Below are 26,863 nucleotides of genomic sequence, written 5' to 3'. Positions count from 1 at the left end.
CCGACAACGGGTGGCCGGGTGTCGGGGGCCGCTCGTACCCTGTGACCATGCCTCGCCCGAACGAGAAGTCCTCCTGGCATCCGGTGCAGACGCTGCGCGCCACGGAGTGGGCGATGCCCAAGCCGGGGACGCGTGAACGGTTCGCGGTGATCTCCCACCTGCGCGGTGATGACGGCTGGGCGTTCTGGGCGGTCACCGTGACCGGTGAGAGGTTGGGGCCGTTCCCGACGTTGGAGGACGCTGCAGCGCGCGTGTACCGGTCGGCGCTGCACGAGAGCGTGCGCCCGGAGTTGAATGAGACGCCTCCGTCGCACGACTGAGTTGTCGGTGGCCGGTCGTACGATCAGGGCATGAAGATCACGTCCACGATCCGCAACACCGAGACGCGCGAGCTCGACACCATCGAGGTCGAGACCGACGTCTACGACCGCGGGTACGCCGAACTCCGGGAGCGGGTACCGGAGGGGTGGCAGATGCTCAACGTCGGCGTGGACCGCAGCTAACACCGGCGGAAACGACAAAATGCCCCCTCACCCTGCTCTGGTGAGCGAGGTGAGGGGGCATTGGCGGCAGTGCCAGTCAGGCGGGCGGCAGCTGCTTGATCGCGGACTTCGGGACGCTGCCGAGGCCGATCTTCGTCAGCCAGTCGTTCACGCCCGGGATCGCCATGATGCGGGCGATGAGGCCCATGATCACGGCGGTGGCGGCGATGACCGCGTTGAGGATCACGAACGCCCAGCCGGGCACGACGACGTCGGTCTGCTCGTTGAGGTAGCCGAACGTGACCGCGGCGACCGCGTTCACGAGGGGCACGAGGACGACGAGGGCCTGCACGATTGTGCGCAGCACTCGCTGGGTCTTGAACCAGATGGTGGGGACGGTGGGGTCGACGTGCGTCACGATGTTCTCCTTGGGGTTGCGGACCTTCACGAGGTCACGGTCGGGGGCGGATTGGAGGAGGTGGGGTTTCCACTTGCGGAGGGCGAGCAGGACCGCGAGTGCGGTGATCGTCCAGGCGACGTAGCCCCAGATGGCGAAGCGCACCGCGGGCCGCCAAATCGCCACGTCCCCCGGGTAGGTGAACCACTCGCGGCCGGACGAGGGGTCGATGAACAGGCCGATGAACACGAGCCCCACGACGCCCACGAGGGATAGCATGAACCGGAAGATGAACTTCCCGGCGGTAGTCGCTCCGGGGTCGAACAGCAGGCGGTAGGCGACGACGAAGACGACGAGCGCGACCGCAATGTAGGCGACGAGGACGTTACCGCCGACCCAGGCGAACGTGTTGATGATGGTGATGACGTCGGTCATCGGGCCTCCTTCGGGCGCAGCGTGTACTCGAAGTCGTCTCCGAACCCGTTCTGGTTCTTGCGCCGCTCGAGGTAGGCGGTGATGGCGTTGACGTGTGGCTGCTGGGCGCGCAGCTGCTCGGCGGCCGCCTCGGTGGAGTGGCGGATGTCCTTCGGCCGCGGCTTGCGGTTCCGCTTCCAGATCACTCGGCACCACCTCGCTTCGGCGCGGTCGACTCGAAGAAGTGCTTGGTGATGTCCGCGGCGGCCAGCAGCGCCCGGTTCTGGGCCATGGCGTCCTCGAGGACCTTGGCTTGCTGCCGGTACAGCCAGCCGGCCACCCACCAGCCGCGGAACGCGCCGAGCACGATGGTGACGACGAGGCTGATGAACAGGCCCCAGCCGCCGAGGGCAGCCCAGTCCCGCGTGAGGATCGCGGTGACCGGGTCGGCCCCGTTGGCGACGAGCGCGTACATGACGACGGCTGTCATCTGCATCCCCTCTCAGGGTCGAGGGGTGGCTACTTGGCGGTGATCGCGGCCAGGCGCTCGGTGGCGCGGCGCTGCAGGTCGTCGAACTGCGCCTCGGTGACCTGCAGGAGCTCGGGGGCGACGAGGCTGAGGCGCTTGTCGTTGTCGAACTCGGCCGCCGACCCGTAGGAGCGGAAGTAGCCTTCGTCGACGTCGATCGCGGCGGCGAGCGAGTGACGCTTCGACCCGGGCTGGTTGATCTGGTACACCCGGGGCCGGTTCTCGCGGCGCACGGCGTCGAGGATGCGTTCGACCTGGGCGTCGTCGTTGCCGAGCATCGCCACGATGGTCTTCAGGAGCGGGATCATGGTCTGGTCGATGCGCTCACCGATCAGTTCCTTGCGTGCTGCGTCGTCGTACATGTCGTCCTCCGGGATCGGGGTGGAGTTGCTGCCGGCGGTGGTGGTGCCGCCGTTGAGCCACCAGTAGTAGGGCTCGAGGTTGAAGCGGACGCCGTTGGCGTGCACGCCGTGGTTGTGGATGTGCGGGCCGCCGGTGCCGTAGTCGGACCCGTACGCGGACGCGCCGGAGCGGCCGATGACGCCGTCGGCGTCGTACCACGAGCCACGCGCAGCGGTGACCGACGACTGGTGCAGCGACTCGATGGAGTCGCCGTCCGGGCCGGTGACGCGGGAGTACCGGCCGCCGGACCCGTCCGGGGAGTTGTCGACGATCGAGACGTAGCAGCCATCCAGCTGCGCGTGCACGAACGTGCCGTAGCTGTCGGTGAGGTCGGTGCCGCCGAGCGAGCCGCGGAGCAGGTGGGTGGCGTAGTTGTCGCTGATGTTCGTGGTGTTGCCGGGCTGGCGGAGGTTGGACTTCATCGGTCGTTCTCCTCCGGCAGCAGCCCGGCGGCGCGCAGCGCGAGCGCGGCCTCGCTGAGCCAGCCGTCGACGAGCTCGGTCCAGCCCGACCCGAACAGGCCGCGAAGGGTGCCGGCGGCTTCCGCGTTCGCGAGCGAGACGATTTGCTCCACGCCTGCCCGTCGCTGCTCGGCGGCTATCTCGGCGTCGGTGCGCTGGTTCTTCACGTCGTCGTAGGTGTAGCCGGTCTCGAAGTCGTTGGCCTCGACGACCTGCACGACAGCGAAGTTGCGATCCTTCGACCGAGCGCCGGTGAGCGCGTCCGCCGCAGCATCCGCCGACTCGGCGTGCACGGTTGTGAAGCCGAAGTGCGGGCCGGCGGCGTCGGGGTTGAAGTACTGGAACAGCACGCGGTAGTCGCGCATCGGGGTCTCCTCGTCGGGTCTGGGGTGTGGGCTCGCGGATCGGGGTTGCGACGCGCCCCCGTCCGAAGTGGACTGGGGGCGCGTCGCTCACTGGAAGACGTTCCAGGTCTTGAAGTCGTCCCACTTCATCGGTGATCCGCCGCCCGAGACGTTCGCGCCCGCTTGGAGCAGGCCCCGGTTGGTAGCCGTGACCAGGGACCCTCCTCCGTCGGTGAACTGGACCGGGGTGCGATCGCCGATGGTGACGATGTAGGTGTTGCCGGAGAACTGCACCAGCACCACGTCACCGACCGCGGCGGGCGCGATCGTGCCGCCCGAGATCGACGAGTACCCGCCGGCGACCCGCTTGCGGAGTTGCCAGGTGCCCGCGGAGCCCATGTCGAGCACCACGTAGTTGTTGGCGTCGACGTAGCGGATGATCAGACCGGACGTGGAGATGTCAGTGGCGACCGGCGGTGCTTTCGCGTAGGTCACCTGCACTGCACCGTCGGCCGCTCCCGCGTCGAGGGTGAGCGCCTTGCGGACACTGTTCGCGTAGTTCACGGTCGGCCGGGCCGAGCCCGACAGGCGGGACCACGCGCCGGCGTCGCGGTCGTTCCAGGCCAGGGTGGTTGCCCCGTCCGCTGCAGCCACGAGCAGCCCGTCCGCGCCGTTGAAGAAGTCCGCCGCGTAGGGTGCGGGGATCATCTTCACCGACTGCGTGGGCGCGTATGAGCCGACGACCCCGCCGACGATTCCGGCGACGCGGATCTGGATCTTCATGAACAGCGGCAGCCCGGTGATCACGTGCACGGGGGTGGTGTTACCGTGCGCGACGACCGTCCACGCCCCCGTGATCGCGTTCTGCCACTCGATCCGATAGTCGTCCGGCGGTTCGATCGGGGGCGTCCACTGGAGTGTCACCTTGCCCGGGTTCGCCGGGTCGGGGGTGACCTGCAACGCGGCCGGGACGGTGGAGCTGATCCCGATGTTGTTGGTGACGATCACGTTCGGCAGCGACTGGCTAATCGTGGACGTCTCCGCGAAGTCGTTGAACCGGACACGCACGTCCGCCGACGTGTACGAGGTGGACGGGCCGTTGACGATCTCCAGCGCCGCGGTGTTGCGGCGGCTGGTGTTGCCCTCGATCTTTGTCCGAGGCGGCATCGGCCGGGCGGCGCGGATCGCCGCGCCCTGGTTGGCGATGAACATGTTGTTCACGATCGCGAGGTCGACATCCGGGCCGTAGACGTCGGTGTCTTCCTTCGCGAACCGGATACCAGGTCCGAAGTTCCCGATGATCTGGTTGCCGTCGAGGGTGTAGCCGCCGAACAGGGTCCGGGCGATCGTGATCCCGGCCGCGGCCGAGTTGCCCTCACCGTTGTACGCGATGACGGTGTCGGTGATCTTCCCGTTCACACCTGCACCCGGGGCAGCGTGGGTGCCGTCCAGGCCGACTCCGCACAGGTAGTTGTAGGAGAAGTTGCAGCCCGTGACGATCGCGCCCTCGGAGCCGGCGTCGAGGAACCCGTACCAGGAGCGCTTGCCGGAGCAGCCGATGAACTGGTGCCCGCGCGAACGGTACGTCGCGCCCACTGTCTCGACGGTCTCGGTGAAGAACGCGGAGGTGTAGCAGTCCTCCGCGGCGCAGTTCACGAAGCGGACCGGCTCGTCCTGGTACAAGCCGGTGCCGAGCCCGAACCCGGCACCCGAACCAATGTGGTCATCGTCCGTGGGCTTGCCGATGCTGTTCGCGCGGTGGCCGCGGCCAGTGTTCTTCGCGAAGCAGTCGACGAACTCCCCACCCCGGATGTAGTCCAGCCCGAACGCGGTCGCCCACGTGTTGACGATGTGCACCCGCTCGAACCGGGGCCGCAGCAGGTTGCGGATGAAGATGCCCTTGATCGACCCGTCGTAGGTCGCGCCTGCCTTCTGCACGTTCGCGCAGTCGATCGTGAACCCGGTGAACTGGAGGTCGGCGTAGACGTTGTTGATGTCGACCGTGTCGGTGCCGCCAGCCATGAAACGCTGCGTGCCCTCGACATGGAAGATCGTCTGCGTCGGGCCTTGGCCGCGCTCCCCAACACCCGACTTGGCGACCGCCTCGACCGCGACACGGAAGTGCCCGGCCGGGTACTCGATCTGGTATCCGCGCTGACCCAAGGGCGACGACGCGTCGGCGAGGTACTGGGCGTTCAGGGCATTGATGGCGCGCTGCCGCACCACGTGGATCGACTCCGTGCCTGTGGTGTCGAGGGTTTCCCCAGGGAGCAGAAATTCCTCGATGCGGCGGACGTAGCTCGAGCGGGCGAAGGTGGCCGCCAGCCCAGACTTAGCAGCGGCCAGCGTCTGCGTGCCAGAGGTGTTGAAGTACCCGGCGATTGCTGCGTCGGTTGCGCCTGCGCCGGCCCCGGAGAGGCCGCGAGGAAGGCCAAGATTCACCACCTGGTACGGGGCTTCTCCAACCAGCTCGACGGTCGCCGCTGCGCCCTCCGGGAGGGTGGTGACGGTCCCGACAACCAGCTGGGTTCCGGGACCCGGTTCGCCCTTCTCGCCGGCGGGACCCTTGATATTGGTGATCTTCTCGTAGGTCGCCATGCTCAGCCCCGTCTCTGGTAGAGGTCACCCGTGACCGTGTTGAGTTGGAACCCGGAATAAACGCCGGGGTCGAGGGCGGTCGTCGATACGTGCACGTCGTCGCTGCCGACCGCGGCGCGCATCAACTCGCCCAGATTCATGCCCTCGTCGGGGACTTCGAATTCGGGTAGTTCGAAGTAGCTGTCTTCGCCTAGCCATCCGCCGGTGATCTTCACTCGGATACCGGCAGGGCTGAGGTTGATGGTCGACGCGAGGTCAACCACGAAGTTGCCCGATTCGTTGGGTCGGACCTTCGTGGACCCGGCCACGATGTGGCCGTCCGGGCTCACACCGGCCCGGGTGATCGTGAACGTCAGCTCGGGCACCATGCCGGCCCGGGGGTCCAACCCGAGATCGGAGAGGTTCGCGTAGAACGTGGACACGGCGGCTCCTCCAGAGTCGATCGGGGCTTGGGCGAGCGTGCTGAGGAACGACGTCATCTGCGACACCCGGGTGTACGAGCCGCCAGAGGCCGAGTGGTCCCCACCCGGTTTGATGTCGACGAGTTCGAGCGCGGGGTGCCCGGCGTACATCGCGGCCATCGCGAGCCCGTTGCTGGCCGCCGGGACGAGGGTGTCCGCGTCGCCGACGAGCTGCAGCACCCGCTTGCCATCCCAGAGTGCGGCTGGCCCGTCGATCGGGTTGAATCCTGCCACCGCCGCGACGAACGCCGCGCGGTTGGACACTGCCCAGGCTGAGTTCATCGCCGCGGTCCACGACCCGGAGTCGTACGCCCACACCAGATCCTGGACACCGGAGTTGACCAGCAGCCCCACCAGACGCGACTGGAAGACGTTCGGGGTCGTGAAGATCCGCGCCCCGACGATGCCACCCATGGACCGGGCGAGGATCGCGATGCGGGCGACCGAAAGCTTGGTGTCGACGTAGGCGATCGTCGCGAGGTAGGACGCCTCCGAAAGCGGGTTGCCCCAGGGCTGGAGCCCTCCGCCCGCGCCTTCGACGTACGCGAACCCGTTGTCGATGAGCCAGTTCCGTGTCGCCGCCCACTCGGTGGCGGTCGTGAACTGGTTGTAGGGCCCATCGGCACCGTGCATGTACACCATGAGCGTTAGGCCCACCGCGGCGGCGAACTCGTCGGCCACCGCGTAGACCGACTGCTCGCCGAGCGAGTTCGTGAACGTGCGGGTGGTGTAGACCGTCCCGTTCGGAGTGGTCGGCATCGGTAGCTCCGTGTGTTCTCTTGACGGGTGCATTCGCACCCACTACGTTGTGGAGATGGCCCCGAACGCCCCGAAGACGCCGAACACGACGATGCGCATCCCGCTCGACCTCAAAGAGCAGGTCGTCGCGAAGGCCGCGGGCGAGGGCCGGACACTCACCGACGTGGTGCTCGATAAGCTGCGGGAGTACATCGACCAGGGGGACCAGAAATGAAGAAGCTCGCAGCGGCCGTCATCGCCGCCGTGATCGCGCTCAGCGCCGCGGGGTGCTCCGCATCAGGTGGGGCAACCGATAAGCCGGCGGGGGAGCCCGCGCCGAGCGCCGCGCCTATCACCATGGCACCGGAGGAACCAGCCGCGACGCCAACAGATGAAGCGTCGAAGTACCAGATCGATGAGGCGACCTACCTGCGCGGCGTAACAGAGGCGTGGCACGGCGACATTCCCTCGGACGATCAGCTGATCGCCGCCGGGCAACTGGCGTGTCAGCAGCTGGCCGCTGGCACGCCCGAGGATGGAGTGAGCGTGGTAGAAGGAGACGGTGAGGACGCGACCTGGAACAACAAGAAGGTCGTTACCTACGCCATTCAGGCCTACTGCGTGGAGTACTTCAACTAGATCTGGTGCAGTCGACCAGTCGAGGGGTCGAGCCACACGTTGGCCGTGGACCCGGGCGGTGCCGGCGGCAGGTCGAGCAGATAGACGTCGTCCTGAGCGACAACCTCGCCAACGACATTCAAGTCTGAGTTGATCGCGGCACCAGAAGGGGTGACCGCGAGGACCACCGACCCTGCTTGGATGCCTGCCGCGCTCGAGGATGCGGTGACGGATGCGTTCGATGCTGCGAGCCGAACACCGGAGCCGGAGCCCTGAACCTCGCCGCCGCTGGCGAACTGCACGACCCCGTTCTGCAGAACCATCGGAACGCCGCCGTCGATCGTGATCTTGCCGCCGCCGGTGACGAGCAGATTCGCGAGGAGCGTGGCGAGCCCGTCGATGGTCGCGTTGCCGCCGATGTGGGTGTTGGCGCTGAAGTCGGCGTCGCCGTTCTGGTCGAGCGTGCCGTTGTTGGTGAACGCGCCCGAGTTGGTGAACGCGCCGGAGTTGTTGAAGGGTCCGGTGTTGGAGAAAGGCCCGGTGTTGGTGAAGGAGCCCTCGTTCGTCCATGGACCTTTCGTGACCATCGAACCGACCCACTCGAACACGGCGCCGGCGAGGCCCTGGAGCTTCCCGCCGATCCACTGCGTCAGCCCCTGCGACACCGACGTGGAGTCGAGCGGGGAACCCTTCTGGTCTTCGTCCTGAAGGCGCTGCATGCCCAGGAGCGGGTTCTCGTTGATCTGCGGAATGCGAGGCATCAGGCCACCTTCAGGGTGATGAATTTGGACGCGACGTCACCGGAGTAGCCGATCGCGCGGAGGTTGACGTAGCCGCCCGGTCGCCAGTTCGTCGCCTTCTGGAACACGGACACGCTCGCGCCGGGAAACGCGCCGGGCAGCCACTTCGAAGCGAGCACCTGGCCGGCGTACTGCCGAATGGGCGCGCTGAAAGCTGTCACCTCTGCGGTGGCGTGGTCGTTCAGCGACGGGTAGGTGCCGTTCGGCAATGGCACCTCGTCGGGGTCCTCCACTTGAGTGAACGAGCGGGTGACGTCCAGCGAGATGTACCCGCCCGGTGTCGCCACCGTCGCGGCCTCGCCGCGCCGCTTGATCTCGCCCGAGCCCTTGCCGAGCGCGAACACGCCAGTGACGAGCTGCGAGAAGTCGGTCGTGACCGTCTGCAGCAGCATCGACGGTTTCGAGGACGACGCGTTGAACTCGTACGCAGGCCCGGTCAGGTACGGGCCGCCGACGCGCACCAGGTGCTGCAGGGCACCGTTGCTGTCCCACTCGGGCGCGAAGTCGACGTCGGGCCCGCTACCAGTGTTCGTGAGCTCGGTGAGGGCCTGCTCGATCGACTGGTACGCGTAGTTGAAGTAGGTGCGGGCGTCGCCGCCGGCCTCGTCGAACATCGTGAACCGCAACCGCAGCGGCCACACCGCGGACGGTGTGCCCTGCGTGCCGAGGAAGATCAGCTGGTACGCGATCCCTCGGAGGGTGCGGTCGGTGAGCGCGACCGTGCCGGTGACGTACTGGCCAATCCCGAACGGGAACCGGCGGGCGAGCACCGCCCGGAAGGAGGCGTGGGAGACGGTGAGCTGATCCTTCGGATAGTCGTAGTCGGTCTTCACGATGAAGCCGGCGTACACCGGGATGTCGTTCCAGCAGACGACGATCATGCGCCGCCAGCCGTCGAAGAGGTCGTTCCACTGCTGCCAGGTCAGTGACGAGTCCAGCTTGAAGACGTGCGTGCCTTGCGACACCCCGTTCAGCGACCTCTCCCACGTACCCGAGATCGGGCGCGTGAGACGCTGCTTCACGCCCGTCTGGGTGTCCACCACCCACGTCGAGTACTCGTTCATGCGATGGCGTCCCTCACGGTTCCCGCGAGCGTCGCCGTTCCCCCGCCGACAACGTCGATGAAGTGATTCTGCGGCGCGCCGGGGTCGATGTCCCAAGTGGTGGCGTTCTCGCGGCCGCCGATAACGACGGTGCCGTCGATGATGAGGTCGCCGGTGTCCATGTCGATGGTGTGCGGGTGGCCCGCGGTGACGGGGACGGTGACCTTGTAGCTGGGCAGGCCGGTGTCTCCGACGGAGCCCTTGTAGATGGCGTACGCGGTGACCGTGCCAGCGGTGCGGGTGATCGTGAACGTGGCCGGCGACGCCGCGTTGCCGCGGTGATACACCGGCACGTTGACGAGTGGGGCGACCGGCCCGAACGACCTGGTGGGCCCGAGCATGAGCGGGTCGGGTGCCCACACGTTCAGCTGGAACTTGGCCGCGGTGCTCTCGAGACCGAACGGGCGGAACTGCGGCTTCCCGGACCGCTGCACCATGAGGGTGTACGGTTCGTCGTAGTCCACCACCAACTTCCCGGGCAGCCCGTCCGCGAACAGGCCGGTGAAGTCGTCGCGGAGCGACCGGAGGTGCTGCGGCGACTCCGCGAAGCAGACACCGGTGATGGTGACTCCGCGGGACGCGAGATCCCCGGGCAGCGCGAACGAGCCGCGCCGGCCGGGGATCACGACCTGGTCGAGGCGCATGTCGACACCGTCGAGGCCATCCACCCCGTCGGGGCCGATGATGAACCCGGTGGTGCCGGTGCGCTTGAACGTGACCTTGCCGGCGCGGATTCTGCGGAAGTCCATCAGCCGATCACTCCTGCCACGTTCGATTCGAAGCTCAGCCGGTTCAGGGCGAGGTCGATCAGCACCCCCTCGTCCATGCCGTCGGAGGCGTAGACGTTGAGGTTCACGCCGCCGCGGCCGCCCGCGCTGGAGAGGTCGGGGTCGACCTCAGCGCCGCGGGGGAGCCGCAGGATCTCCGGGCCCCGCTCGCCGACGAGCACCGCGCCACCGCGGGTGACGGTGCCGCCGTTCGCGAGCCCGGGGATCTCCGGTATCGCGGGGATGCCGACCGCGGAGGTGACCGCGTTCACCCCGCCGATGAGGCCGTTGATGATGTCGATCAGGCCGTTCAGGACGCCCTTCGCCATCTCGCCGATACCGTCCCAGATGCCGGAGAAGATCTGCACGATCCCGTCCCACGCCTGCTCCCAGTTGCCGGTGAACACGCCGGTCAGGAAGTCGATCAGGCCGCCGAGGACGTCGGTAATGATCCCGATGGCCGGGGTCAGGACCGCGCCGATCGCGTCGGCCACCCCGGTGAGGATCGGGGTGAGCGCTTTGATGATCGGAGTGAGGACCGGGCCGATCAGACCGATGAGGGACGAGAACAGGCTGATCAGCGGCTGCAGGATCACCATGACGAGATCGAGCAGCGGGGCGACGAGCGCGAGGATGGGGTCCAGGAGCGCCAGCAGCGGGGTGAGCAGCGACGTGAACAGCCCGATGAGGGGCTGCAGGATCGTACCCACCAGCTGGATGAGCGGGGTGAGGAGCGGCAGCAGCACCCCGATGAGCGGAGTGATCGCCTTCGCGACGGTCCCGATGATCGGGCCGAGCATCGTGATGAGCGGCAGGATTGCCTGCATCACACCGGTGAGCAGCGGCCCGAGCATCTGCGCGAGGGCGGTGATGATCGGCAGGGCCATGCTGATGGCCTGCTCGAGGATCGGGCCGATGACCCCGACGAGTTGCACGATCACGGGCAGCAGGGAGCTGATGGCCTGACCGAGCACACCGACGAGGGTGCCGGCGAGGCTGGTGAGAAGCGGGACGAGCGTGGTCATCGCCTGCATCAGCGCGCCGCCGATGGTCTGCGCGAGCTGCCCGAACACGGCCGACAGTTGCGGCAGGAACGGGAGGATCGCGCCGAGGATGATCGACAGCGGCGAGATCTGCGTCCACAACTGCACGAACTGCGGGATCAGCGGCTGCACCGCCGCCCACAGCTGGGCGAACAGCGGGCCGATCGCGGCGAAGATGGGCTGGATGACGCCGTCGAAGACCGAGCGGAGTCCTTCACCGATCGCCATCAGCGGGCCCGCGATGGAGGGCTCGAGGATGTCGCCGTCGGTCTGCACGCCGCGGAACGCCGCGGAGACGATCTGGAAGCCGCCCTGCACGGCCGCGACGAACGGTGTCAGGACGTTGTTCAGCAGCCCAGTGAGCGCGCCGGCGATAGCGCCGAGGGCGGGCGTGGCGACGGAGAAGATCTGCTCCCCGAACGTGCCCCACGCGTGCCCGAGCAGGGCGATCTTGCCTGCGTAGGTCTCCGCGTACGCGGCACCGGACCCACCGAACTGGGAGTTCAGCTCGCCCAGGATGATCTTCTGGGCTTCCATCGTCTGACCGGAGTCGACGAGCGACTGGATCATCGCCTTCTGGTCGTCGGTGAACTGGATGCCCACCCGCGACAGCGCTGAGATACCCGCGACCGGGTCGTTCAGCGCCTTACCGAGCTGGATGGCCGCGGTCTGCGGGTCCGAGCCCATCGCCCGCGACATGTCCACCAGCGACTTCGTCGCCTGGTCGAAGATGTCGTTCCCGTCGCCGACCCCGTTCTGGATGTTCTTGAACGTGAGCAGCATGTTGGCGCCCATCTGGATGGACTCCGCCTCGGTGGCGGTCGTGTTCTCCAGAGCGCCCGCGAGGTCTTCGACGTGCTTCGCGGTGACCTGCGCTGCCCCACCGGTCGAGTTGATGACGGTGGCGGTCTGCGTGTTGATGGTCTCGATGCGGGCCAGGGACTCGACCTGCGCCTTGCCCCACTCGGCGATCTGCTTGACCGCGAACACGCCGCCGATGGCCGCGCCGAGGGTGGCGAGGTTCTTCCCGAACCCCGACGAGAACCGCTTCCCGGACTCCTCGCCGGCCGCTCCCGACGCCTTCGCGGTCTCGTCGGTGATCTGCTGCTGCGAGCCCTCCGCGGAGAACGTCAGGCGCACCCACGCGGTGGCGAGCTCCACACCGGTTGCGGCCATGACGAACCTCCATCAGGCCGCGTGCGGCTCCTGCGCGTCCCACCAGTCGTTGAACTGGGAGATCGGGATCGGGTCAGACCCGAGGGTCTGGGCGCGCTTCTTCTCCCACGGGCGCGGGATGCGCTTCGGCTTCGGTGCGTTCTTCCTGCCGGCGCGCTGCCAGTTCGCGATGTTCAGGGCGTCGACCATCTCGGCGAGCAGCTGCGTGTGGACCGGCCAGATCGTGCCGTACATCGCTTCCTGCAGCGCCGTGCCGGCGGTGCGCTGCCAGCCGCGGACGAGCACCAGCAGGTCACGCCACGACAGGGCGGGGGTGCCGAGCTCGGCGAGGCGGCGGCCGGCGTTGAGAAGGTCGAACTCGATCGCCTCTCCGTGCTCGAAGATGAGCAGGCAGAGGCTTACGATTCCCCCAGGCCCACCCCGCCCACACCGTTGGAGGCCTGCTGCCAGCCCTCGAGGATCGACATCACCTGATCGAAGGACACCAGCTCGGTGAGGCCCGGGCAGTACTTCTTCAGGATCGACATCTGGATGTCGGTGAGCCGCGCGGACTCGTCGAGGGTGGGGTTGCGCTTCTGGTCGGTGATCGCCTTCAGCGCGATGATCTCGGTCTGCATCGAGAGCATCAGCTCGGCGCTGATGTACTGCGCCTTCGGGATCGACCACGTCTTCTTCGACCCGGGCAGCTGGAACTCGAACACGTTCTGCTTGATCGACGCCTTCGACGCCGGAACCTGGAACACCATGATGGGAACCTTTCTGCGGGAACCGTGGATGATCGCTGGCCGGGGAGGGTTCCCGACTCCCCGGCCAGCGGCTCGTGGGGTCAGGCGGAAACGACCTGGCCGTCGTCGGTGTAGATGTAGACGTGCTTCCCTGCGGCGTCGGCGAGGCAAGCGAGGGTCACCGGGAGGGTGATCGCATTGTTGTTCACCAGCGGGATCTCGCCACGCTCGGAGACGACGCCGTGCGGGACGAAGACCAGGGCCCGGCGCTTGCCGTCCTTCATCTTGAAGTAGTACGCGCGGGTCTCGCCCTCGAGGCGGCCGATCGCCATGCGCATCTGGTTGCCGTGCTCGTCCGTGGCGGCGACGACGTCGACGTTCTCCGAGCCGGCGTACGTGATCGCCGACTCCTCGTTGAGCTCGAGGTGGGTCCACCCGATCTCGTTGGTGAACTCGGTGATGACTCGCCGCACCTCCGCGCCCGACCAGTCCTTGATGGACTCGTTCGAATCGCTCGGAGTGAGGGTGACGCCGTCCTCGTTCACATACCCGGAAGACGTGAGCCCGGTGAACACGAAGTCGGAGAGCTGCCCGGGGATGGTGTCGGTCTCGGGGCCGGTCAGGATCGCGCCGGTGGTCGCCTGGTCAGGGCCGCCGACGAAGACGTTCTTGCTGCTGGGTGCACCCATGTGCGTTGCCCCTTTCGAAGGCGTGCGAAAGCGCCCACCCGGTCGGGAGGGAGCGAGGAGGCGGGAACCTAGGCCGCTGCCATTCGGAGGTCAGCGGAGATCGTGAACTGGTACCGGAACCAGCCGGGCACGGCCGGGTTGGGGTAGTTCTGGGGGCGGCCGACGATGCGGACTCCGTAGCAGGTGACGCCGCCCATCTCCCCGGTGCGCCCGCAGGAGGTGAGGATCGCGGCGGCGGTCGCGGCGCGGCGGGACGCGCGGATTTCCTTCTTCGCGTACGACTCGACCACGAGGGTGGGTTCGTCGATGACGAGGTCGCGTTCGGTGCCGCCGACGACGATCACCCGGAAGAACTCGTCCGCGGTGAGGATCTTCGTGGCCGCGTTGGCGGTGCCCCACCCTGTAGTCGGGACGCGCTGCTCGAGTTCGAGGATCGCGGCGGCTTCGACGTCTTCGGCGATGAGCAGTTCGGTCATCGGCCGGCGTCCAATGCTCGGATGAGGGCCTGGTCTTCGGCGGCCTTCCGGCGGCCCTCGTAGTTGGCGGTGCGCACGTACCCCATGGCGCGGCCGAGCTTCGACGACCCGCCCACGACTCGGACTTCGGCGTCGAACTCGTCGACGCTGCCAGCGGCGGCCGCGACCGCGTGAGTGCGCGTCTCGAGGTCGGCGACGAACTCGGGCGACGACAGGAGCTCCTGCATGCCCTTCGTGCTGTGCTTGATGCGGAGACCCTTCGGCATGGTCAGCCCTCCCAGCGTTTGAGCAGGATCACGGTGTGCTTCACCGCGGGCGACCCCGGCCAGCGGGCCGGTGCCCCGTCGACGGCGTACGGGACGCCCTGGTAGATGATCTGGTCGGTGGCGGTCACGTCGGGGTGACCGGGCGCGTACACGGTCCATTGGATGAGCGCACCGTCGCGGTTCTGCAGGTCTTCCTGGGTCGCGCCGGGCTGCACGTCGCATCCGCGGATCGTGAGCACCGCGGGGTCCGCGGCGGTGTCGGGCTCTTGGCCGCCGTGGCCGTCGGCGACGAGCGGCCACCGCTTCCGGGTGACGGTCTCGTTGTCGATCACGGCAGCCACCCGAGCGTGTACGGTGCCAGCGAGGTCTTCTCGTGCTCGAGCAGCACGGTGCCGCCAGCGACCCCCTGAGCGGTCAGCGAGTGCGACACGGACCGCTGCCCGGATTGCTCGCGCGTGTACCCCAGGGGGGCTCCCAACGCGCGGGACGCGATCATCAGGGTGAGGTCGACGAGGTCGTCGGGGATCAGGTCGGGGTCGATGTCGTCTTCGTCGGTGGGCTGCTCGATCTTGTAGCCGTGGGTGAATGTGACGACCACGCGGCAGCCGTCGATGTTCGACCAGCCGGTGTCGGGGTCGAAGTCGACCGGGTGCGCATCGAGGTCGATGGTGGTGCCGTCGACTTCGAGCGAGTCGATGGTGGCGATGTGTCGGGACGGGAGGAACAGGAGCCCGTCGGTGCGGGGCCGGTTCCGGAACGTGGTGGGAAGCACCGGGGCGATGTGCCAGCGGCAGTGCTTGCGGATCTCGTTCGACGCGGCCCGCAGCGCGAGCGGGAGGAACGGGGTGTCGGCGGGGATGAGGCCCTGCGAGCGCTCAGCCATCTGCTCAGGTGTCGCGAACGCCTTCATCCCCGCCTCCACTCACTTCTTGTCGGCCTGCGCGGTGCGGGCCTTGTTCTTCGGCGCCGGGGCAGCCTTGACCTCGACCGCGCCGTCGGGCACGTCTCGGTCGTCGAACTGCCAGGTGGAGCCGTTGAGCTCGTACTCCTTCAGAGCCACGAGTCACCTCCTCTGGGTGGGAGGGGCCGGGAGGATCACCCCCGGCCCCTGGCGGATCACGCCGGCGGCGTCGAGGAGAACGTCACCTTCGTGAACGCGGACGGGCGGCGCACGGCGAGCGCGAGGCGCTCCTCCGCGCGGATGGTCACCCGGTTGTTGGTGAAGTCGTCCTCGTCGGAGTTGGTCGACTCGACGCGGACGCCGCCCTTGCGGATGACCGAGCCGGCCTGCGCGTAGGCGCCGACCAGTGCGGTGCCCGCGGCGATCGCGGGGGTGACGACGGTGCGGAGGCCCCACACGGGCGGCTGGATGGTGATGCCGCCGTTGCCGTACTCGCCGGCGAAGAAGCCGCCGCCGAAGTACTGGCCGTTGTCGTCCTTCGCGAGGCGCAGGTTCTGGTAGTCGGTCGGGTTGATCACCAGACCGTCCGCGTCGAGGCCCGAGTTCAGCACCGTCTTCGTCATGGCGCGGAAGACCGCGTCGGCGTTGTCGGTGTTGTTCGCGGCGGCCTCGGTCTGGATGCCGGAGCGCTGCAAGAGACCGGTGAGGTTCGTGCCGGAGCCGTTGCCGTTGAGCAGCTGCGCTTCCTCGAACAGGCCGAGGTTGTACAGCAGGCGTCCGTTGATCGCCGAGACGAGCCAGGGCGCGTCCTCGATGATCTCGTCGGACTCCTTGATGAAGGCCGCGATCTTCTTCAGGGCCTCGGTGACCGCGGTCGGGTTCGCGTAGTGCAGCTGCGGCTTCTGGCCGAGCTCCGCGACCGTGGTGAAGTCGCCCTCGAGCGCGCCCTCCACGAAGTACGTGATGGCGTTGCCGGAGATCGTCTCCGAGCCGAGGAGGTCGGCGACGGTGAGGCGGCGGCGGACACCGGTGACGATGTTCGTGTCCACGGTGGTGAGCGCCGGCGCGATCGACGCCGGAGTGCCCTGCGGGTCGGTGGCGGCCTTGAACTCGGGTGCGGAGAAGGTGAACTTGCTGCCCTTCTTGCCCTGCATCTGCTCGCCGATCGACTTCACGACGTGCTCGCCGATGGTCTTCGCCTTGACGCCGCCGTCCGCGGGCTCGTCGTCGACGTCGGACTTCATGCCCGAGATCGACTCCATGAGCTTCGCCGACTTCTCGGCACGCTCGATCGTGGCCTTCAGCTCGACGCACTCGGCGTCCTTCGCCTCGAGGTCAGCGATCTCCTCGTCGTTGAGATCGCGATTGGACGCCTTCGCGCCATCCACGATCGCCTGCATCGCCTTGAGCAGCGCGGCAAGCTTTTCCTTGGGTCCCATCTCTGGAACTCCTTTCTGCGCGGCTCAGGCGAGCTCGCGCTGTCGGATGATGGTTTGCCAACCGGCTCGGGCGGACGGGCTGACACCGGACTCCTCCGACTTGGCCCGACCGGGCTCCTCGTCGTTGGTCGCGGTTTGACCGCTGGCCTTCCCCAGGTCTTCGCCTGCCTCGATCTGAGACAGGACGCTTTTCAGATCGGAGACCGTGCCGCCGAGCGCTTCGACCGCGCCCCGCAGGGTCTCCTCGTTCTTCGCCGACAGCACCCGGCCGGCCTTCACACCGGTCAGGAGCTCGTCGGCGATTGCCTTGATCGCGACGATCGACGTGTCCTGGTTCGCGCCGATCGGCACGAACGAGAACTCGTAGACCTTCAGCTTCCGGAGCTCGTTGGCCTTCCGGCCGTCGTCGAGCTCGACCACGCCCTCGTCGAGGGTGTCGTAGGCGAACGACAACTGCGCGAGCCGCCCCGACTTCGCGAGCCGGTACGTCTGCGGGCCCTTCGGGGAGTCCATGTCGAACGCGCCCTTAACCCGCCACCCGATCTCGTCCTCGAGCATGTCCTCGCCCTTGGCGCCGGCGACGAAGAAGTCGGGGTCGTCCATGCGATGCCCGTACAGGCCCGGCATGGTCAGGCCCGACGCGGTCCACTCGGCGATGGTGTCGGCGAACGCGCCCGGGGCGACGATGTCACCGTATGAGTCGGGCTCCTTGATGAACGTCGACGGGTAGACGATGAACTCGCCCTCGGCGAGCCCGTCGTCGGGGCCCGCCTTGATGCTGACCCGCATCTGCTTGGTCTTCATGAACCGATCCTTTCGATCAGCCGATGGTGATGATGACGTCGCACGAGCACCCGGCGACCTCGTCAACGGGAAGGGCCGAGGTGTCACCGGGCCATTTCGCGCCGTTCGAGAACAGGTCGTCGATGCCGACGGTCTCCCCGGCCATGCGGGCGTGCGACGCCCGCGGGTTCGTCGAGGTGACGACCCATTCCTTGGTGGCTCCGCCGTGCTGCTTGCCCGCCTCGACCGTCGAGAACGCGGTGAGCGTGGTCGTGAGCGTCAGTGCAGCGGTCGCTGCACGGTCGCCCTCGGCGAGGTCGAAGACGTGCGCGGGACCGTCGGCGTCGTCCGGGCCGTCGCCGGCGAGGATCGCGGCGATCTGGTCGCGGGTGGTCGCGTTGATGGCGTCGGCGCGGCTGTCAGCGATCGCGCGGAGGAACGCGTAGGTCTGCTCGGCGTTGTAGTCGTCCGGGTCCATCCCGGCGGACGTCAGCACCGAACGGGCCACGTCAAGCGATACGACCGTCGACAGCGCGTAGAGGTCGTCACCGAGTTCGCTGTTCCAGCGGTCCTCGTCCCACCACTCCGGCGCCTTGGCGCCGAGGCGGGCGAGCACGGCGGCGCGCTGCCGCTTGAAGAACGCCCGCAGCACCTCTTCGGCCTTGTCGACGTGGTTCGGGTTCCGGGCCGCCTTCACGGCCACCTGGCGGCCCTTCACCTGCCGCAGCTCTCCGATGTCCTTCGGGCCTTCGTTCTGTGTGCCGGAGTCCCGCGGCGACGCCTGGCCGCCGATCAGCACGTTCAACGGCACCACGAGGGTGTCGCCGCCCTCGATCGCGGGAAGGTTACGGAGCGCGCGGACCTCGTTGCGGGTCATCCACGGGGCGCCCGCGGACGTCGACAGGATCGCGGCCTGCTCCTCGAAGTCGCCCTGCAGCTTCTCCTCGATGTTGAACTCGACGTACACCGGGGCGTCGCCGACGATGCGGGGCACCAGGAAGGTGTTCACCCGGTCCTCGATCATCGCGAGCGTCGGTCCCAGAGTCTCGGAGTAGAGCATCTTCCGGAACTCTTTGGTGTTCGAGAAGTTCGCGTTGTCGAGGATGCCGACCATCACCGGGTTCACATGGAAGACGCCGGCGATCGTCGACAGCGACAGCTTCGAGACCTCGACCCACTCCTCCTCGCGCGCGGAGAAGCCGAGCCGCTTGAGCTCCATGCCCTCTTCGAGGATCGGGGTGCCGCCGGCCTTCGCGCCGCCCATCCCGGTCCAGCGCTTCTTCCACTCCTCAGCGAAGTTCTGCCGCGCCGCATCCGACCAGGGCTGCCCGGCCGGGCGGGTGAGGTACGCGCCGACGCGGCCGCCGCGCTGCCACACCTGCTCCCGGTACGACCAGGCCTGCACCTGCTCGGCGAGGATCTGCTTCAGCGTCTCCACCGGGGACGCGCCGTGCTTCGGACGGCCAGGGTTCCAGCCATGGAACACGAGCATGCTCTCGGCAGGAATCGAGGTGCGGGTTCCATCCGGGTTCTGCACCGTGTAGCTTGCCGGGGCGAAGAAGTTGCCGCCGCGCTGCTCGACCACCCACGACGAAGGGATCGGCTGCACCGACCATCCCGCCGGGGACTTAGCGTCCTCGTAGAAGAACCAGTAAGCGATGTCGTAGAGGCCCAGGTCGGACACCAGCGCCTCGAGCAGTTCGTACCCGGTCATGGTCGCGTTCGGGCGCTTCAGGAGCAGCGCGAGCGGCCCGGTGCGGAGCCGGCGGCGGTCGTTGTCGTCGACCCGCTCGAACGCCTGCAGGCCGAGGTGCGCCACGTTCCGGGAGACGAAGGAGAGCACGATCCGCAGGTGCGGCTGCGTGCGGTACAGCTCCTCCGGGGTGAGCCCGAGGATCATGCTGCGGAACGTAGGGCCCAGGTACTCGACATTCAGCGGGTCCGAGCGGCCGAGAAGGGAGGCCAGTGCATCACGAACGCCCACTGTGACCTCCGTGGTTCTTTCAGTCGAGGAACATGAGTTCCTGCGTCTCGTAGACGCTTTCGGCGGGAACCGGGTTGGATTTCAGGAGACCGACGGCGGCGATCCACGCCAGCAGCGGGGCCGCGTTGTGCGGTGACGCCTTCCGGTCGATCACCCACCCGTCACCCACCGGCTTGATGGATGCGGAGGTCGCCGCGATATCCAGCGACGGCCACTCACCGTGCGTGATCTGCAACGGGGCGGCCTCGGAACGGTCGTCGGCGACAGCCTCACGGATCAGGTCGTAGGCGACACCGTGCCAGCCGGAGAGGGTCGAGCCCTCCCACTTCGTGACGGTGATGCCGGCGGCCGCGAACTCCTCGGCCATGGACGAGATCGGGGCGCCGCGGGTCTGGAAGGCGACGTGGTCGGGCTTCACGCGCCGCTCCGGCGCTTGCAGCCAGGGGATGATCCAGTCGGTGCCGGGGCGTTCGATCGCCAGCTCAGCGCGCACCCGCCCGTCGGTGTCCCAGAATGCGATGACGATGTGCGCCATGGTGCGGTCGTGGGACAAGTCGATGCCGTACACGGCCGGTTTCGTCGTGTCCCGCTCGACCTGCTTGACGCTGGTCGCGAGCCACGACCCGGTCGGGAACGGGCCCGTGCCGATCAGGTTCACGAACTGGCACATCACCTCGGTGCGGAACACCCACTCCGGGTCCGTTGCCGCCGCGGCGGCGATCGAGCGTTCGTCGATGGTGTACCCGAGCGACGGGTTCGCTTCCTGCCATCCGGCGCGGTCCCAGATGCCCCGGGTTGGGGCGGCGGACCACTCGAAGATCCCGAGCGAGTCGTCGGCACCCTCGGCTTCGTCGATGTCGGCGAGTTCGGCCATGCCGTCTTTGCCGTCCGGCCAGCCGAGAGCGCGGTGCGCGAGCGTGCGGAGGTGGCGCAGCACGATCGACGCCACGTCGCCGGCGTTGGACGCCGCCCACACCTGCGCGAGGCGGCGGGCCATGGTCGTCTTCGTGACCGCGCCCCACGCTTGCCAGTTCTGGTGCTCCCGCAGCTCGTCGAGTAGAACCAGGTCACCGGACAGGCCGCGGCCACCACGGCGCGACGCTGCAGCGACTTTGTAGCGTTCGCCGGTGTCGAGGCGGAGGGCCTTCTTGCCGTTCGTGCGGTCGACGTGGTCGATGAGTTCGGCGAGCTCGGGGATGCCCTCGGCGATCTCGACCGCGCCGGCCCACTGCTCCTCAGCGATGTCGAGGGACTGGGCGGTGCCGATCACGAGCGGTGCGCCCTCGGCGTACATCCGCCACAGCGCGAGCACCTGCATCAGGGTCGACTTGCCGTTCTGGCGGGCCACGAGCAGCAGCACCGTCTTGAACCGGTACGACCCGTCCGGGTTCAGTTCCAGGGCTCGGATGAGGAGAGCTCGTTGCCAGGGGAGCAGCTCGATCTCGAGGATCTCGGTCGCGAACTCGATGCACGCGAAGCCCTTAGAAGTCTCCGGGGTGAGTTCGCGCAGCGGCTCCGTGCAGATGCGCGGCTCGGTCGAGCCCATCCGCTTCCGGGTGAACGCCGCGCCGGCCGGTTCAGCGACTGCGGCACGGTACGCGGCCCCCGGGCCCTTCGCTGCTTTACGCCGACTTGCCGCCGCGGAGGGCGGTGAGCTTAGCTTTCTTGCCACTCACGGCCTCCTGCTTCAGCTCCAGCGCCTTCCGACCCGCAGGCGACAGGCCGAGCTGGTCGCAGTACTTCAGGTACGCCGACAGAGACACGTTGTCGTTCTGCGGCACCGCCGGCCGAGCCTTCCCATCGGAGTCAGCGACATCATCGAGGGCCCAGTCGACGATCACGTCCCAGGCGTCGATCTTCCGAGCCAGCGCCAGCAGCGCCTGCACAGCGCCGGCATCCGTCTCGGTGAGGTGCGCGGCGGCCTTCAGCGCGGCGAGGGTCGACGACTCGACCGAGACGAGCGGGTCAGCATCCATCGGTCGCCCTCCCTCGCGTGCGCGCGCGACCCCCGGTCAACACCTCGGGGGGAGATAGATCACTGCCGGTGGAATGTCCGGGCCCGGTGGTTGTAGAGATTCGAACCCCTATACCCCTATGCAGCATCCCGGTAGCGCTCACACGCTGCTCGGTGGCAGTCGCGACACGCTCGCCCGCCTGCGGGGGTGATGTAGGTGTTGCCTTCGGTCCTGGGGTGCCCGTTGCGGCACTGCGTGGCCGAGTTCCAGGGTGACCGCCGGGTGTTCTCGCCTGGCGTCACCGGCTCGAGGTGCTCGGGGTTGAGGCACGCACGGTTGCGGCAGAGGTGATCGAGTTGCAAGCCGTCCGGTATGGGGCCGACGTACTCTTCGTACGAGACTCGGTGGCCGAGTCGGCTTCTGCCTGCCAGCGCCATCATCGCGTAGCCGTGGCGATCCTTCGCGAGTGACCATGTCCAGCAGCCGCGGTCATCTACCTGCACTCGGGTCGTGATGCGTTCACGGAGTCGCGCGTCCACGATCGGCATCCCTTCTTGCGCTCGGCCAGTCCTTCGCCCATGGGTCTGGGTCTTCGTCGTCCTCGTCGGGTGCTGGGGGTGCAGGTCGGAAGACATCTTCGACGAGGCGTTTCCGCTCTTCATGGGAGTAGTCCTGCATGAGAGCGTGGAGGGCGATGCGGTTCGCGATGCGCTGCTGCTCGGCGAGGGCGAGGAGGGCGCGTGCTACTGACTGGTCGCTCATGAGGTGAGCGCCTTCGGTGTGGCCTCGATCTCGGCGGCCGGGGTGGGCATGGGCGCGTCCCAGATGCGGCCGTTGAGGAGGCGTCCCTCGAACACGATGTGGAGGGCCAGAGACTCACGGATGAGGTGGGCTGGCATCCATGAGCGGATGGGCTCGTCGTATTCGGGGGTGAGGTGCATCTGTTCGGGGGCGACCTCGTAGACCATGCGCGAGCCGTCGTCGTCTTCGAGGATGATCGCGGCGCGCATCAGTGCAACACCGAGACGGGGGTGTCGCCGGGCATTGTGATGGTGCCGACCTTGTCGATGACGAGCGTCGCCGTCGGGGCGCTGCGCTTTACCACCTGGCGGTCGTAGGTGATGATCTCGACGTCGGACCACCTGCTGAGCGTCAGTCCGGTGAGGCACCCAGTGACTTGGGTGTTGGCGTCGATGTCGATGATGATGACCGCGCCGAGGTCTGCTCCGGTGACGTCGATCGCTGTCTTCTGCTGCTGGCCGAGGGCCATGGTGGGAACCTGCTCTCGCTATTCGGGGGTGTCGGCGGTGGGTGCGGTCTCCGGCCCGAACCCCGGGTAGCCCATCTGGGGTTCGGCCAAGACGGCGGAGGAGTTGTGCTGTTCGATCGAATCGACCTCGGCAGTCTTCGCCTTCGGCTTCCGCGACGCGCGCGGCTTCGGTGCGGGTTCCTCGTCGGGGTGCCAGGGTGCGTGCTTCGGGCCGACCGTGTACCGGCCGCCGTCGACGGGGATGTCGAGGACGGTGGTGTCGTCGGGGACGTCGTACTCGTTGCCGGCGAGGGGGCCCTCTTCGATGGTGATGCGCTTCATGGTGTCTCCTCCGTGGAAGGTGGCGGCGAGCTTGTCGTTGGCGCCCATCACCACACCTCGCTGGTGATGCCCACGCTGGGGGCGGTGCTGGCGGCTGCGCCGGCGTGGCGGTTGCAGCGGTGGTGCTCGGGTTGCACGTTGTTGGGGTCCATCTCCAGGTGGGGGTGGGTCTTCACGGGGAGGATGTGGCCGAGCTCGAAGGCGTCGCGGGTGTTCGCTGGGGCGTCCCAGTCGATGGGTTGCCCGTCGCGGGCGCAGGGTCGGTTCTGGGCGCGCCAGATCGCTTTCATCTGCTCGCGGAACTCGCGCTTCTGGCGGGTGTTCGTGCGGGCCATGGACGCTCCCTTGGAGGGGGTGACTGGTAGGCCGAGCAGGTGCGCCTACCCGGAGATAGCGGCGGGATGCTGGGCGTCCTTCGTGGCACCACACGACCACGTTCACTCGCCCACCAGACGTGGGTGCCGCTCCGGTCGCCGTGCCGCGGGTCAGGCGGGCTGGGCGAGGTACACGGCCGGGAGTTCGGGCGGGCTGCCTGTCGCGTCTAGGCGGGGTACCAGCCTGCGAATGTGAGTGATCTCAGCGCCCGAAGAGTGTCGGGTGCAGGGCGTGCGCGTTGCGCGACTACCCGCCCTGCCCCTCGCTCCGACGGCGGGACTTGAACCCGCGACCCAAGGCTCTGCCCACTGAGCTACGTCGGAACCTCCCAGGGCCGGCATTCCGCACGTCTGCGGCGCAAGGCTCTGGGAAGTGTGTTCGCGTTCTCGCACCCGGTTGTCGGATTGGGCCGCCCTCGTGGGTTCTCGGCGCTTGTCGTGCGTGTGGATGGGAACGCGAAGTGAATGAGAGAAGCCCCGCGGCATCTCTGCTTGCGGGGCTTCCGGGACGGCGGTAGCCATCCAACTACTTTCAGTGTGGCGACAATGGCGAATTAATTCCATCGCATTGGCCTCGGCGTGTCATCGCGTCCGGGCCGTGCCGGCGGGACGGCCGCGGCGCGTGTTGGCTTCGACGCGCTGGACGTCGGCGGAGCGCACTTCGCGGACGCCGAGGGGGTTCGTTCTGGCGTGAAGCTTCCCGGATCTGATCCACTTCCAGATGCTGGACTTGTCGCGGCCGACAAGCATCGCAGCCTCGGGCACAGTGAGCCACTCCTTCATGCAGCCTCCTCCGGTTCGGGCGCCTGTGCGGCGCGGATGGCGCGGATCAGTTCGCTCTTCCGCAGCTGTTTGAATCGGGGCACCTCGAGGTCCTCGGCGATGGCCCGGAGGTCTTTCATCGGGTGGGTGGAGAGCCGGTCGAATCCCTCATGCTCGACCGAGGTGGGGTCGAAGGGTTCGGCCTGGTTGCGGTCGAGGGTGACGGGTGCGCCAGCGTCCATGACCGGTGCCGGGTTGCGGTTCTGCTGCCACTCGTATTCGGCCTCGAGTTCGTCCTGGGTGAAGGCGTGGGCGCAGGTGCGGCAGACGATCTTCACGGCCGCGCGGGCAGCCCCGGGCGGTGTCCAGATGAGGTTGATGTTGCTGCACTCGGGGCACCGCACGTGCGTCACCTGGTGTGTGCGCTCCTCGAGCTGGTGGGTGCGGAGTGCGGTCGGGACGGCGCGGGCGAACCGCACGGCAGCCTTCGCGCCGGCCGGGGTGGATACCCAGTGGTCGAGGCGACCGGGGTAGCGCTTCAGGAGCCGTTCGATCTCGTCGACGGCCAGGCGTGTGGCGGGGATGGGGATGTGGCCGGCGGACGCTGACCGGATGCCCCCGTTGTCGTGTGCGACGGCCCGGTCGATCGATGCGAGGGCCGCAGCGCGGTCAACGGTCCATTCGGTGAGGGCGAGTTCGGCGCGGCGATAGCAGGCGCCGCACAGGTACCCGAACCGGGCCTCCTTCGGGAGGCAGCCGTTGCACTCACCGACCAGCTCCCAGCGGACTTCGCGCTCGAGCCACCGGTACCGCCACCCGTCGCAGGTAATGCGGTGTTGGTCGCGGATGGTGCAGGAGCGGATGTCGTCCATGTCGAACGTGATGCAGAGTTCGTGGTCGTCGCTCATCTGGTGTCCTCCTTGTGGCAGGTGCAGTCGGGGTTCGCGCATCCGAATGGTGTCCAGCAGCCGCGGCGGCAGCAGTGCGGGGCGATGTCGGGTCGGGCGCTGATCGTGGGGGTGAAGATCATTCGGGGTCACCCCCGTGGTGGCAGGGGCACGGGCAGGCGGCGGGGCGGTCGTTGACGATGTCCCAGCCGGTGCCGTCACAGTTGGAGTGCTTCCCGGCGACACAGTCGGGGTCTTTGGCGATGTTCGTGATCACGACTCGGGACCTTCGTTCTGGCGGTTCTGGGATGCCCAGTGCGTCGCCGTGCCGGTGCTCCCGAAGAACGCGCCGCACTCGCAACGCTTGCCGCCGCCGGCCAAGCTCCACAAGTAGGCCTCGACTTCGCGTCCGCAGAATGGGCAATCGAGGATCGCGGTGGAGCGGCCGAATGTCGAGCGCCCTGGGCGACCGGTGTATTCGCGGCGCTCGACGGCCTCGGGTGCGTCGATCATCTGCTGCACGGTCGGACCCTTTGACTTCGCCATTTCAGCCCTCCTTCTCGTGGTTCAGGGGCTCGCGGTCTTCGAGCAGCTCCCTCAGCGGCACCATCTGTCCGCGGGCATGGAATCCGCAGACCGGGTATGCGTACCACTCGTTCGACGGATCGACCCGCGCGGCCACTGCTGGCTTGTCGCACGGCTGGGCAGTGCCCGCCCGCGTGACCTCTTCGGTGCACTTGTCTGGGGCTCGGCGCACGGGCCGTAGGTCGAAGTCGGACCACCCGCTCGCTTCCTGGCACGTACCCTCGTGGCCGCGTTCCGCCGCGCAGATTCCGCGACCGCACGCCTCGAACTCGATCGTCATGACTGGCCGTCCTTTCGAAGGTTCTGGGTCGGCGCCACGACACCAGCTGCGATCGCGTCGGCGAGCAGGTACGGCGTCGCCCAGCTGCGCACCAGCCCGTCGTGTTTGGTGCGGCGCGTGTAGGTGACGGTGCCCGCGTTGAGTTCGTGAGCGAATCCGACCGCTTCACGCCACGAGCGTGCCGGGTAGATGTCGTCGGGTCCGGCATGGTGGACGAGGAACAGCGGATCGACGCGCGGCGACTCCTCGATGAAGGCGTCGTACCAGTCCTGGTAGTCGGCGTCGCCCAGGCCTGCGTGGGCGGACAGGAAGGCGTCCTCGTCGAAGGTGGCGCGCTGTGCGTTCAGGGCTGCCTCTTGGGCGCGCACCTCGCGTACTTCGGCGACCTCGGGGCGGTCGAGGCCGAACGCGGCGACCTTCACGGCCTCCTCCGGGGTCAGGTCGGGTGCGGGTGCGTGGCTCATCGGGAAACCTTCCGGTATCGCGTGTCGAGGGTCGTGTCGCTGATCTTGATTAGCTGCTCACCTGGAGGGACGTTGCCGAACTCGTCGACCCGGATTGCTCGGAAGTAGGTGCGCTTCTCTTCGTGTCGGTCGTACGGGCGCGGGTTGCGCTGGCTGGGGTGGAGTTCGAGCACGCGGATTCGGCGGCCGGGGTCTCGAGTGTCGAGGCTCTCGTACACTTCGCCGATGTGCGGGTCGTGTTCGGTCATGATTCGTTGCTCTCTTCCTGGTTGGCCGGTGTCGCCGGCGTGGTTTTGGTGTGGTCCCAGCGGCGCAGGTCCGCCCGTTGGTCGTTCGCTCGGCGCAGGGCGTCGTCCATGTCGCTCATCG

The 26,863-nt window shown here is 67.8% G+C and carries 42 protein-coding genes and 1 tRNA gene; 4 read left to right on the top strand and 39 right to left on the bottom strand.

Translation table 11 applies throughout. From position 1 onward, the window contains the following. The first annotated feature begins 47 nt into the window (after positions 1-47). Together AC3WLB_RS15945 and AC3WLB_RS15940 are read left to right on the top strand one after the other, a co-directional pair. Positions 48-320, top strand: a complete 273-nt coding sequence (locus AC3WLB_RS15945; protein ID WP_492507612.1) for a hypothetical protein — start codon at positions 48-50, stop codon at positions 318-320. A gap of 30 nt (positions 321-350) precedes the next feature. Further along, positions 351-503: a hypothetical protein gene (locus AC3WLB_RS15940; RefSeq protein WP_492507610.1), complete on the top strand. Its 153-nt coding sequence runs from the start codon at positions 351-353 to the stop codon at positions 501-503. 76 nt (positions 504-579) lie between these two features. Here AC3WLB_RS15940 and AC3WLB_RS15935 read toward each other — a convergent pair whose 3' ends face one another. The 7 genes from AC3WLB_RS15935 to AC3WLB_RS15905 all read right to left on the bottom strand — a co-directional run bounded on the left by AC3WLB_RS15935 (position 580) and on the right by AC3WLB_RS15905 (position 6,847). Then, positions 580-1,314: a hypothetical protein gene (locus AC3WLB_RS15935; RefSeq protein WP_492507608.1), complete on the bottom strand. Its 735-nt coding sequence runs from the start codon at positions 1,312-1,314 to the stop codon at positions 580-582. Beyond that, the gene (locus AC3WLB_RS15930) at positions 1,311-1,499 is read right to left on the bottom strand and encodes a DUF7620 family protein (RefSeq protein WP_492507606.1); all 189 of its coding nucleotides are present in this window, start codon (positions 1,497-1,499) and stop codon (positions 1,311-1,313) included. Before AC3WLB_RS15930 ends, AC3WLB_RS15935 begins: the two co-directional genes overlap by 4 nt. Continuing rightward, the gene (locus AC3WLB_RS15925; RefSeq protein ID WP_492507604.1) at positions 1,496-1,783 is read right to left on the bottom strand and encodes a hypothetical protein; all 288 of its coding nucleotides are present in this window, start codon (positions 1,781-1,783) and stop codon (positions 1,496-1,498) included. Before AC3WLB_RS15925 ends, AC3WLB_RS15930 begins: the two co-directional genes overlap by 4 nt. A 29-nt stretch (positions 1,784-1,812) precedes the next feature. Continuing rightward, the gene (locus AC3WLB_RS15920) at positions 1,813-2,646 is read right to left on the bottom strand and encodes a M23 family metallopeptidase (RefSeq protein WP_492507602.1); all 834 of its coding nucleotides are present in this window, start codon (positions 2,644-2,646) and stop codon (positions 1,813-1,815) included. Next, a complete protein-coding gene (locus AC3WLB_RS15915) occupies positions 2,643-3,050 on the bottom strand; it encodes a hypothetical protein (RefSeq protein WP_492507600.1) in 408 nt (135 codons plus the stop codon). Before AC3WLB_RS15915 ends, AC3WLB_RS15920 begins: the two co-directional genes overlap by 4 nt. An 87-nt stretch (positions 3,051-3,137) precedes the next feature. Next, a complete protein-coding gene (locus AC3WLB_RS15910) occupies positions 3,138-5,627 on the bottom strand; it encodes a right-handed parallel beta-helix repeat-containing protein (RefSeq protein WP_492507598.1) in 2,490 nt (829 codons plus the stop codon). A 2-nt stretch (positions 5,628-5,629) separates the two neighbouring features. Further along, complete coding sequence (locus AC3WLB_RS15905; RefSeq protein ID WP_492507596.1) at positions 5,630-6,847, bottom strand: alpha/beta hydrolase family protein; 1,218 nt, start codon at positions 6,845-6,847, stop codon at positions 5,630-5,632. 55 nt (positions 6,848-6,902) lie between these two features. Here AC3WLB_RS15905 and AC3WLB_RS15900 point away from each other — a divergent pair, with 55 nt between their 5' ends. Both AC3WLB_RS15900 and AC3WLB_RS15895 read left to right on the top strand, forming a co-directional pair. Further along, a complete protein-coding gene (locus AC3WLB_RS15900; protein WP_492507594.1) occupies positions 6,903-7,061 on the top strand; it encodes a hypothetical protein in 159 nt (52 codons plus the stop codon). Beyond that, positions 7,058-7,465, top strand: a complete 408-nt coding sequence (locus AC3WLB_RS15895; protein WP_492507592.1) for a DUF732 domain-containing protein — start codon at positions 7,058-7,060, stop codon at positions 7,463-7,465. The genes AC3WLB_RS15900 and AC3WLB_RS15895 overlap by 4 nt, the downstream gene beginning before the upstream one ends. Here the strand turns inward: AC3WLB_RS15895 and AC3WLB_RS15890 are convergent. The 32 genes from AC3WLB_RS15890 to AC3WLB_RS15735 form a co-directional block, all read right to left on the bottom strand. Beyond that, on the bottom strand, positions 7,462-8,205 hold the full coding sequence (locus AC3WLB_RS15890; protein ID WP_492507590.1) for a hypothetical protein: 744 nt from the start codon (positions 8,203-8,205) through the stop codon (positions 7,462-7,464). The genes AC3WLB_RS15895 and AC3WLB_RS15890 overlap by 4 nt on opposite strands. After that, positions 8,205-9,308 (bottom strand): hypothetical protein, encoded by a 1,104-nt coding sequence (locus AC3WLB_RS15885; RefSeq protein WP_492507588.1) that lies wholly within the window; start codon positions 9,306-9,308, stop codon positions 8,205-8,207. The genes AC3WLB_RS15890 and AC3WLB_RS15885 overlap by 1 nt, the downstream gene beginning before the upstream one ends. Beyond that, complete coding sequence (locus tag AC3WLB_RS15880; protein ID WP_492507586.1) at positions 9,305-10,096, bottom strand: phage tail family protein; 792 nt, start codon at positions 10,094-10,096, stop codon at positions 9,305-9,307. The genes AC3WLB_RS15885 and AC3WLB_RS15880 overlap by 4 nt, the downstream gene beginning before the upstream one ends. Further along, positions 10,096-12,333 (bottom strand): phage tail protein, encoded by a 2,238-nt coding sequence (locus AC3WLB_RS15875; protein ID WP_492507584.1) that lies wholly within the window; start codon positions 12,331-12,333, stop codon positions 10,096-10,098. The genes AC3WLB_RS15880 and AC3WLB_RS15875 overlap by 1 nt, the downstream gene beginning before the upstream one ends. Positions 12,334-12,345: 12 nt before the next feature. Continuing rightward, positions 12,346-12,618: a DUF5361 domain-containing protein gene (locus AC3WLB_RS15870; RefSeq protein ID WP_492507582.1), complete on the bottom strand. Its 273-nt coding sequence runs from the start codon at positions 12,616-12,618 to the stop codon at positions 12,346-12,348. Positions 12,619-12,731: 113 nt separating this feature from the next. Beyond that, positions 12,732-13,079 carry a hypothetical protein gene (locus AC3WLB_RS15865; RefSeq protein ID WP_492507580.1) on the bottom strand — a complete coding sequence of 116 codons (348 nt, stop codon included), beginning with the start codon at positions 13,077-13,079 and terminating at the stop codon, positions 12,732-12,734. 80 nt (positions 13,080-13,159) lie between these two features. After that, positions 13,160-13,747, bottom strand: coding sequence for a phage tail tube protein (locus tag AC3WLB_RS15860; RefSeq protein ID WP_492507578.1), 588 nt, complete (start codon positions 13,745-13,747; stop codon positions 13,160-13,162). A 68-nt stretch (positions 13,748-13,815) separates the two neighbouring features. Further along, complete coding sequence (locus tag AC3WLB_RS15855) at positions 13,816-14,223, bottom strand: hypothetical protein (protein ID WP_492507576.1); 408 nt, start codon at positions 14,221-14,223, stop codon at positions 13,816-13,818. After that, on the bottom strand, positions 14,220-14,489 hold the full coding sequence (locus AC3WLB_RS15850; protein WP_492507574.1) for a hypothetical protein: 270 nt from the start codon (positions 14,487-14,489) through the stop codon (positions 14,220-14,222). The genes AC3WLB_RS15855 and AC3WLB_RS15850 overlap by 4 nt, the downstream gene beginning before the upstream one ends. 2 nt (positions 14,490-14,491) lie before the next feature. Then, the gene (locus tag AC3WLB_RS15845) at positions 14,492-14,830 is read right to left on the bottom strand and encodes a hypothetical protein (protein WP_492507572.1); all 339 of its coding nucleotides are present in this window, start codon (positions 14,828-14,830) and stop codon (positions 14,492-14,494) included. Beyond that, positions 14,818-15,399 (bottom strand): hypothetical protein, encoded by a 582-nt coding sequence (locus tag AC3WLB_RS15840; RefSeq protein WP_492507570.1) that lies wholly within the window; start codon positions 15,397-15,399, stop codon positions 14,818-14,820. Before AC3WLB_RS15840 ends, AC3WLB_RS15845 begins: the two co-directional genes overlap by 13 nt. 12 nt (positions 15,400-15,411) lie before the next feature. Continuing rightward, the gene (locus AC3WLB_RS15835; protein ID WP_492507568.1) at positions 15,412-15,549 is read right to left on the bottom strand and encodes a hypothetical protein; all 138 of its coding nucleotides are present in this window, start codon (positions 15,547-15,549) and stop codon (positions 15,412-15,414) included. 56 nt (positions 15,550-15,605) lie between these two features. Continuing rightward, positions 15,606-16,829: a phage major capsid protein gene (locus AC3WLB_RS15830; protein WP_492507566.1), complete on the bottom strand. Its 1,224-nt coding sequence runs from the start codon at positions 16,827-16,829 to the stop codon at positions 15,606-15,608. A 24-nt stretch (positions 16,830-16,853) separates the two neighbouring features. Next, on the bottom strand, positions 16,854-17,633 hold the full coding sequence (locus AC3WLB_RS15825) for an HK97 family phage prohead protease (RefSeq protein WP_492507564.1): 780 nt from the start codon (positions 17,631-17,633) through the stop codon (positions 16,854-16,856). A 16-nt stretch (positions 17,634-17,649) separates the two neighbouring features. Then, on the bottom strand, positions 17,650-19,596 hold the full coding sequence (locus AC3WLB_RS15820; protein ID WP_492507562.1) for a phage portal protein: 1,947 nt from the start codon (positions 19,594-19,596) through the stop codon (positions 17,650-17,652). Positions 19,597-19,615: 19 nt separating this feature from the next. Next, positions 19,616-21,142 (bottom strand): terminase large subunit domain-containing protein, encoded by a 1,527-nt coding sequence (locus tag AC3WLB_RS15815; protein WP_492507560.1) that lies wholly within the window; start codon positions 21,140-21,142, stop codon positions 19,616-19,618. Positions 21,143-21,218: 76 nt separating this feature from the next. Then, positions 21,219-21,572, bottom strand: coding sequence for a terminase small subunit (locus AC3WLB_RS15810; protein WP_492507558.1), 354 nt, complete (start codon positions 21,570-21,572; stop codon positions 21,219-21,221). 116 nt (positions 21,573-21,688) lie between these two features. After that, positions 21,689-21,988: an HNH endonuclease signature motif containing protein gene (locus AC3WLB_RS15805; RefSeq protein WP_492507876.1), complete on the bottom strand. Its 300-nt coding sequence runs from the start codon at positions 21,986-21,988 to the stop codon at positions 21,689-21,691. Between the two features lie 82 nt (positions 21,989-22,070). Next, complete coding sequence (locus tag AC3WLB_RS15800; RefSeq protein WP_492507556.1) at positions 22,071-22,313, bottom strand: hypothetical protein; 243 nt, start codon at positions 22,311-22,313, stop codon at positions 22,071-22,073. After that, on the bottom strand, positions 22,310-22,561 hold the full coding sequence (locus tag AC3WLB_RS15795) for a hypothetical protein (protein WP_492507554.1): 252 nt from the start codon (positions 22,559-22,561) through the stop codon (positions 22,310-22,312). The genes AC3WLB_RS15800 and AC3WLB_RS15795 overlap by 4 nt, the downstream gene beginning before the upstream one ends. Beyond that, positions 22,561-22,821 (bottom strand): hypothetical protein, encoded by a 261-nt coding sequence (locus tag AC3WLB_RS15790; RefSeq protein ID WP_492507552.1) that lies wholly within the window; start codon positions 22,819-22,821, stop codon positions 22,561-22,563. The genes AC3WLB_RS15795 and AC3WLB_RS15790 overlap by 1 nt, the downstream gene beginning before the upstream one ends. An 18-nt stretch (positions 22,822-22,839) precedes the next feature. Continuing rightward, positions 22,840-23,190 (bottom strand): hypothetical protein, encoded by a 351-nt coding sequence (locus tag AC3WLB_RS15785; protein WP_492507550.1) that lies wholly within the window; start codon positions 23,188-23,190, stop codon positions 22,840-22,842. Continuing rightward, entirely contained in the window at positions 23,190-23,477 is a 288-nt protein-coding gene (locus AC3WLB_RS15780; protein WP_492507548.1) for a hypothetical protein, read from the bottom strand. Before AC3WLB_RS15780 ends, AC3WLB_RS15785 begins: the two co-directional genes overlap by 1 nt. Positions 23,478-23,782: 305 nt before the next feature. Further along, positions 23,783-23,840 (bottom strand) — tRNA-OTHER (locus AC3WLB_RS15775). A gap of 258 nt (positions 23,841-24,098) precedes the next feature. Then, positions 24,099-24,299 carry a helix-turn-helix domain-containing protein gene (locus AC3WLB_RS15770; protein WP_492507546.1) on the bottom strand — a complete coding sequence of 67 codons (201 nt, stop codon included), beginning with the start codon at positions 24,297-24,299 and terminating at the stop codon, positions 24,099-24,101. Beyond that, positions 24,296-25,186 (bottom strand): Rho termination factor N-terminal domain-containing protein, encoded by an 891-nt coding sequence (locus AC3WLB_RS15765; protein ID WP_492507544.1) that lies wholly within the window; start codon positions 25,184-25,186, stop codon positions 24,296-24,298. The genes AC3WLB_RS15770 and AC3WLB_RS15765 overlap by 4 nt, the downstream gene beginning before the upstream one ends. Positions 25,187-25,304: 118 nt before the next feature. Next, entirely contained in the window at positions 25,305-25,442 is a 138-nt protein-coding gene (locus AC3WLB_RS15760; RefSeq protein ID WP_492507542.1) for a hypothetical protein, read from the bottom strand. Next, on the bottom strand, positions 25,439-25,687 hold the full coding sequence (locus AC3WLB_RS15755; protein ID WP_492507540.1) for a hypothetical protein: 249 nt from the start codon (positions 25,685-25,687) through the stop codon (positions 25,439-25,441). Before AC3WLB_RS15755 ends, AC3WLB_RS15760 begins: the two co-directional genes overlap by 4 nt. A gap of 25 nt (positions 25,688-25,712) precedes the next feature. Further along, on the bottom strand, positions 25,713-26,030 hold the full coding sequence (locus AC3WLB_RS15750; RefSeq protein ID WP_492507538.1) for a hypothetical protein: 318 nt from the start codon (positions 26,028-26,030) through the stop codon (positions 25,713-25,715). Then, complete coding sequence (locus AC3WLB_RS15745; protein WP_492507536.1) at positions 26,027-26,494, bottom strand: hypothetical protein; 468 nt, start codon at positions 26,492-26,494, stop codon at positions 26,027-26,029. The genes AC3WLB_RS15750 and AC3WLB_RS15745 overlap by 4 nt, the downstream gene beginning before the upstream one ends. Continuing rightward, positions 26,491-26,742: a hypothetical protein gene (locus AC3WLB_RS15740; protein WP_492507534.1), complete on the bottom strand. Its 252-nt coding sequence runs from the start codon at positions 26,740-26,742 to the stop codon at positions 26,491-26,493. The genes AC3WLB_RS15745 and AC3WLB_RS15740 overlap by 4 nt, the downstream gene beginning before the upstream one ends. Further along, a complete protein-coding gene (locus tag AC3WLB_RS15735) occupies positions 26,739-26,861 on the bottom strand; it encodes a hypothetical protein (protein ID WP_492507532.1) in 123 nt (40 codons plus the stop codon). The genes AC3WLB_RS15740 and AC3WLB_RS15735 overlap by 4 nt, the downstream gene beginning before the upstream one ends. Positions 26,862-26,863: the final 2 nt, after the last annotated feature.

Source organism: Herbiconiux sp. FW305-C-125, assembly GCF_058783455.1.
Note: the sequence above shows the minus strand (reverse complement) of the source record. Positions and strands in the feature narration are given on the sequence as shown.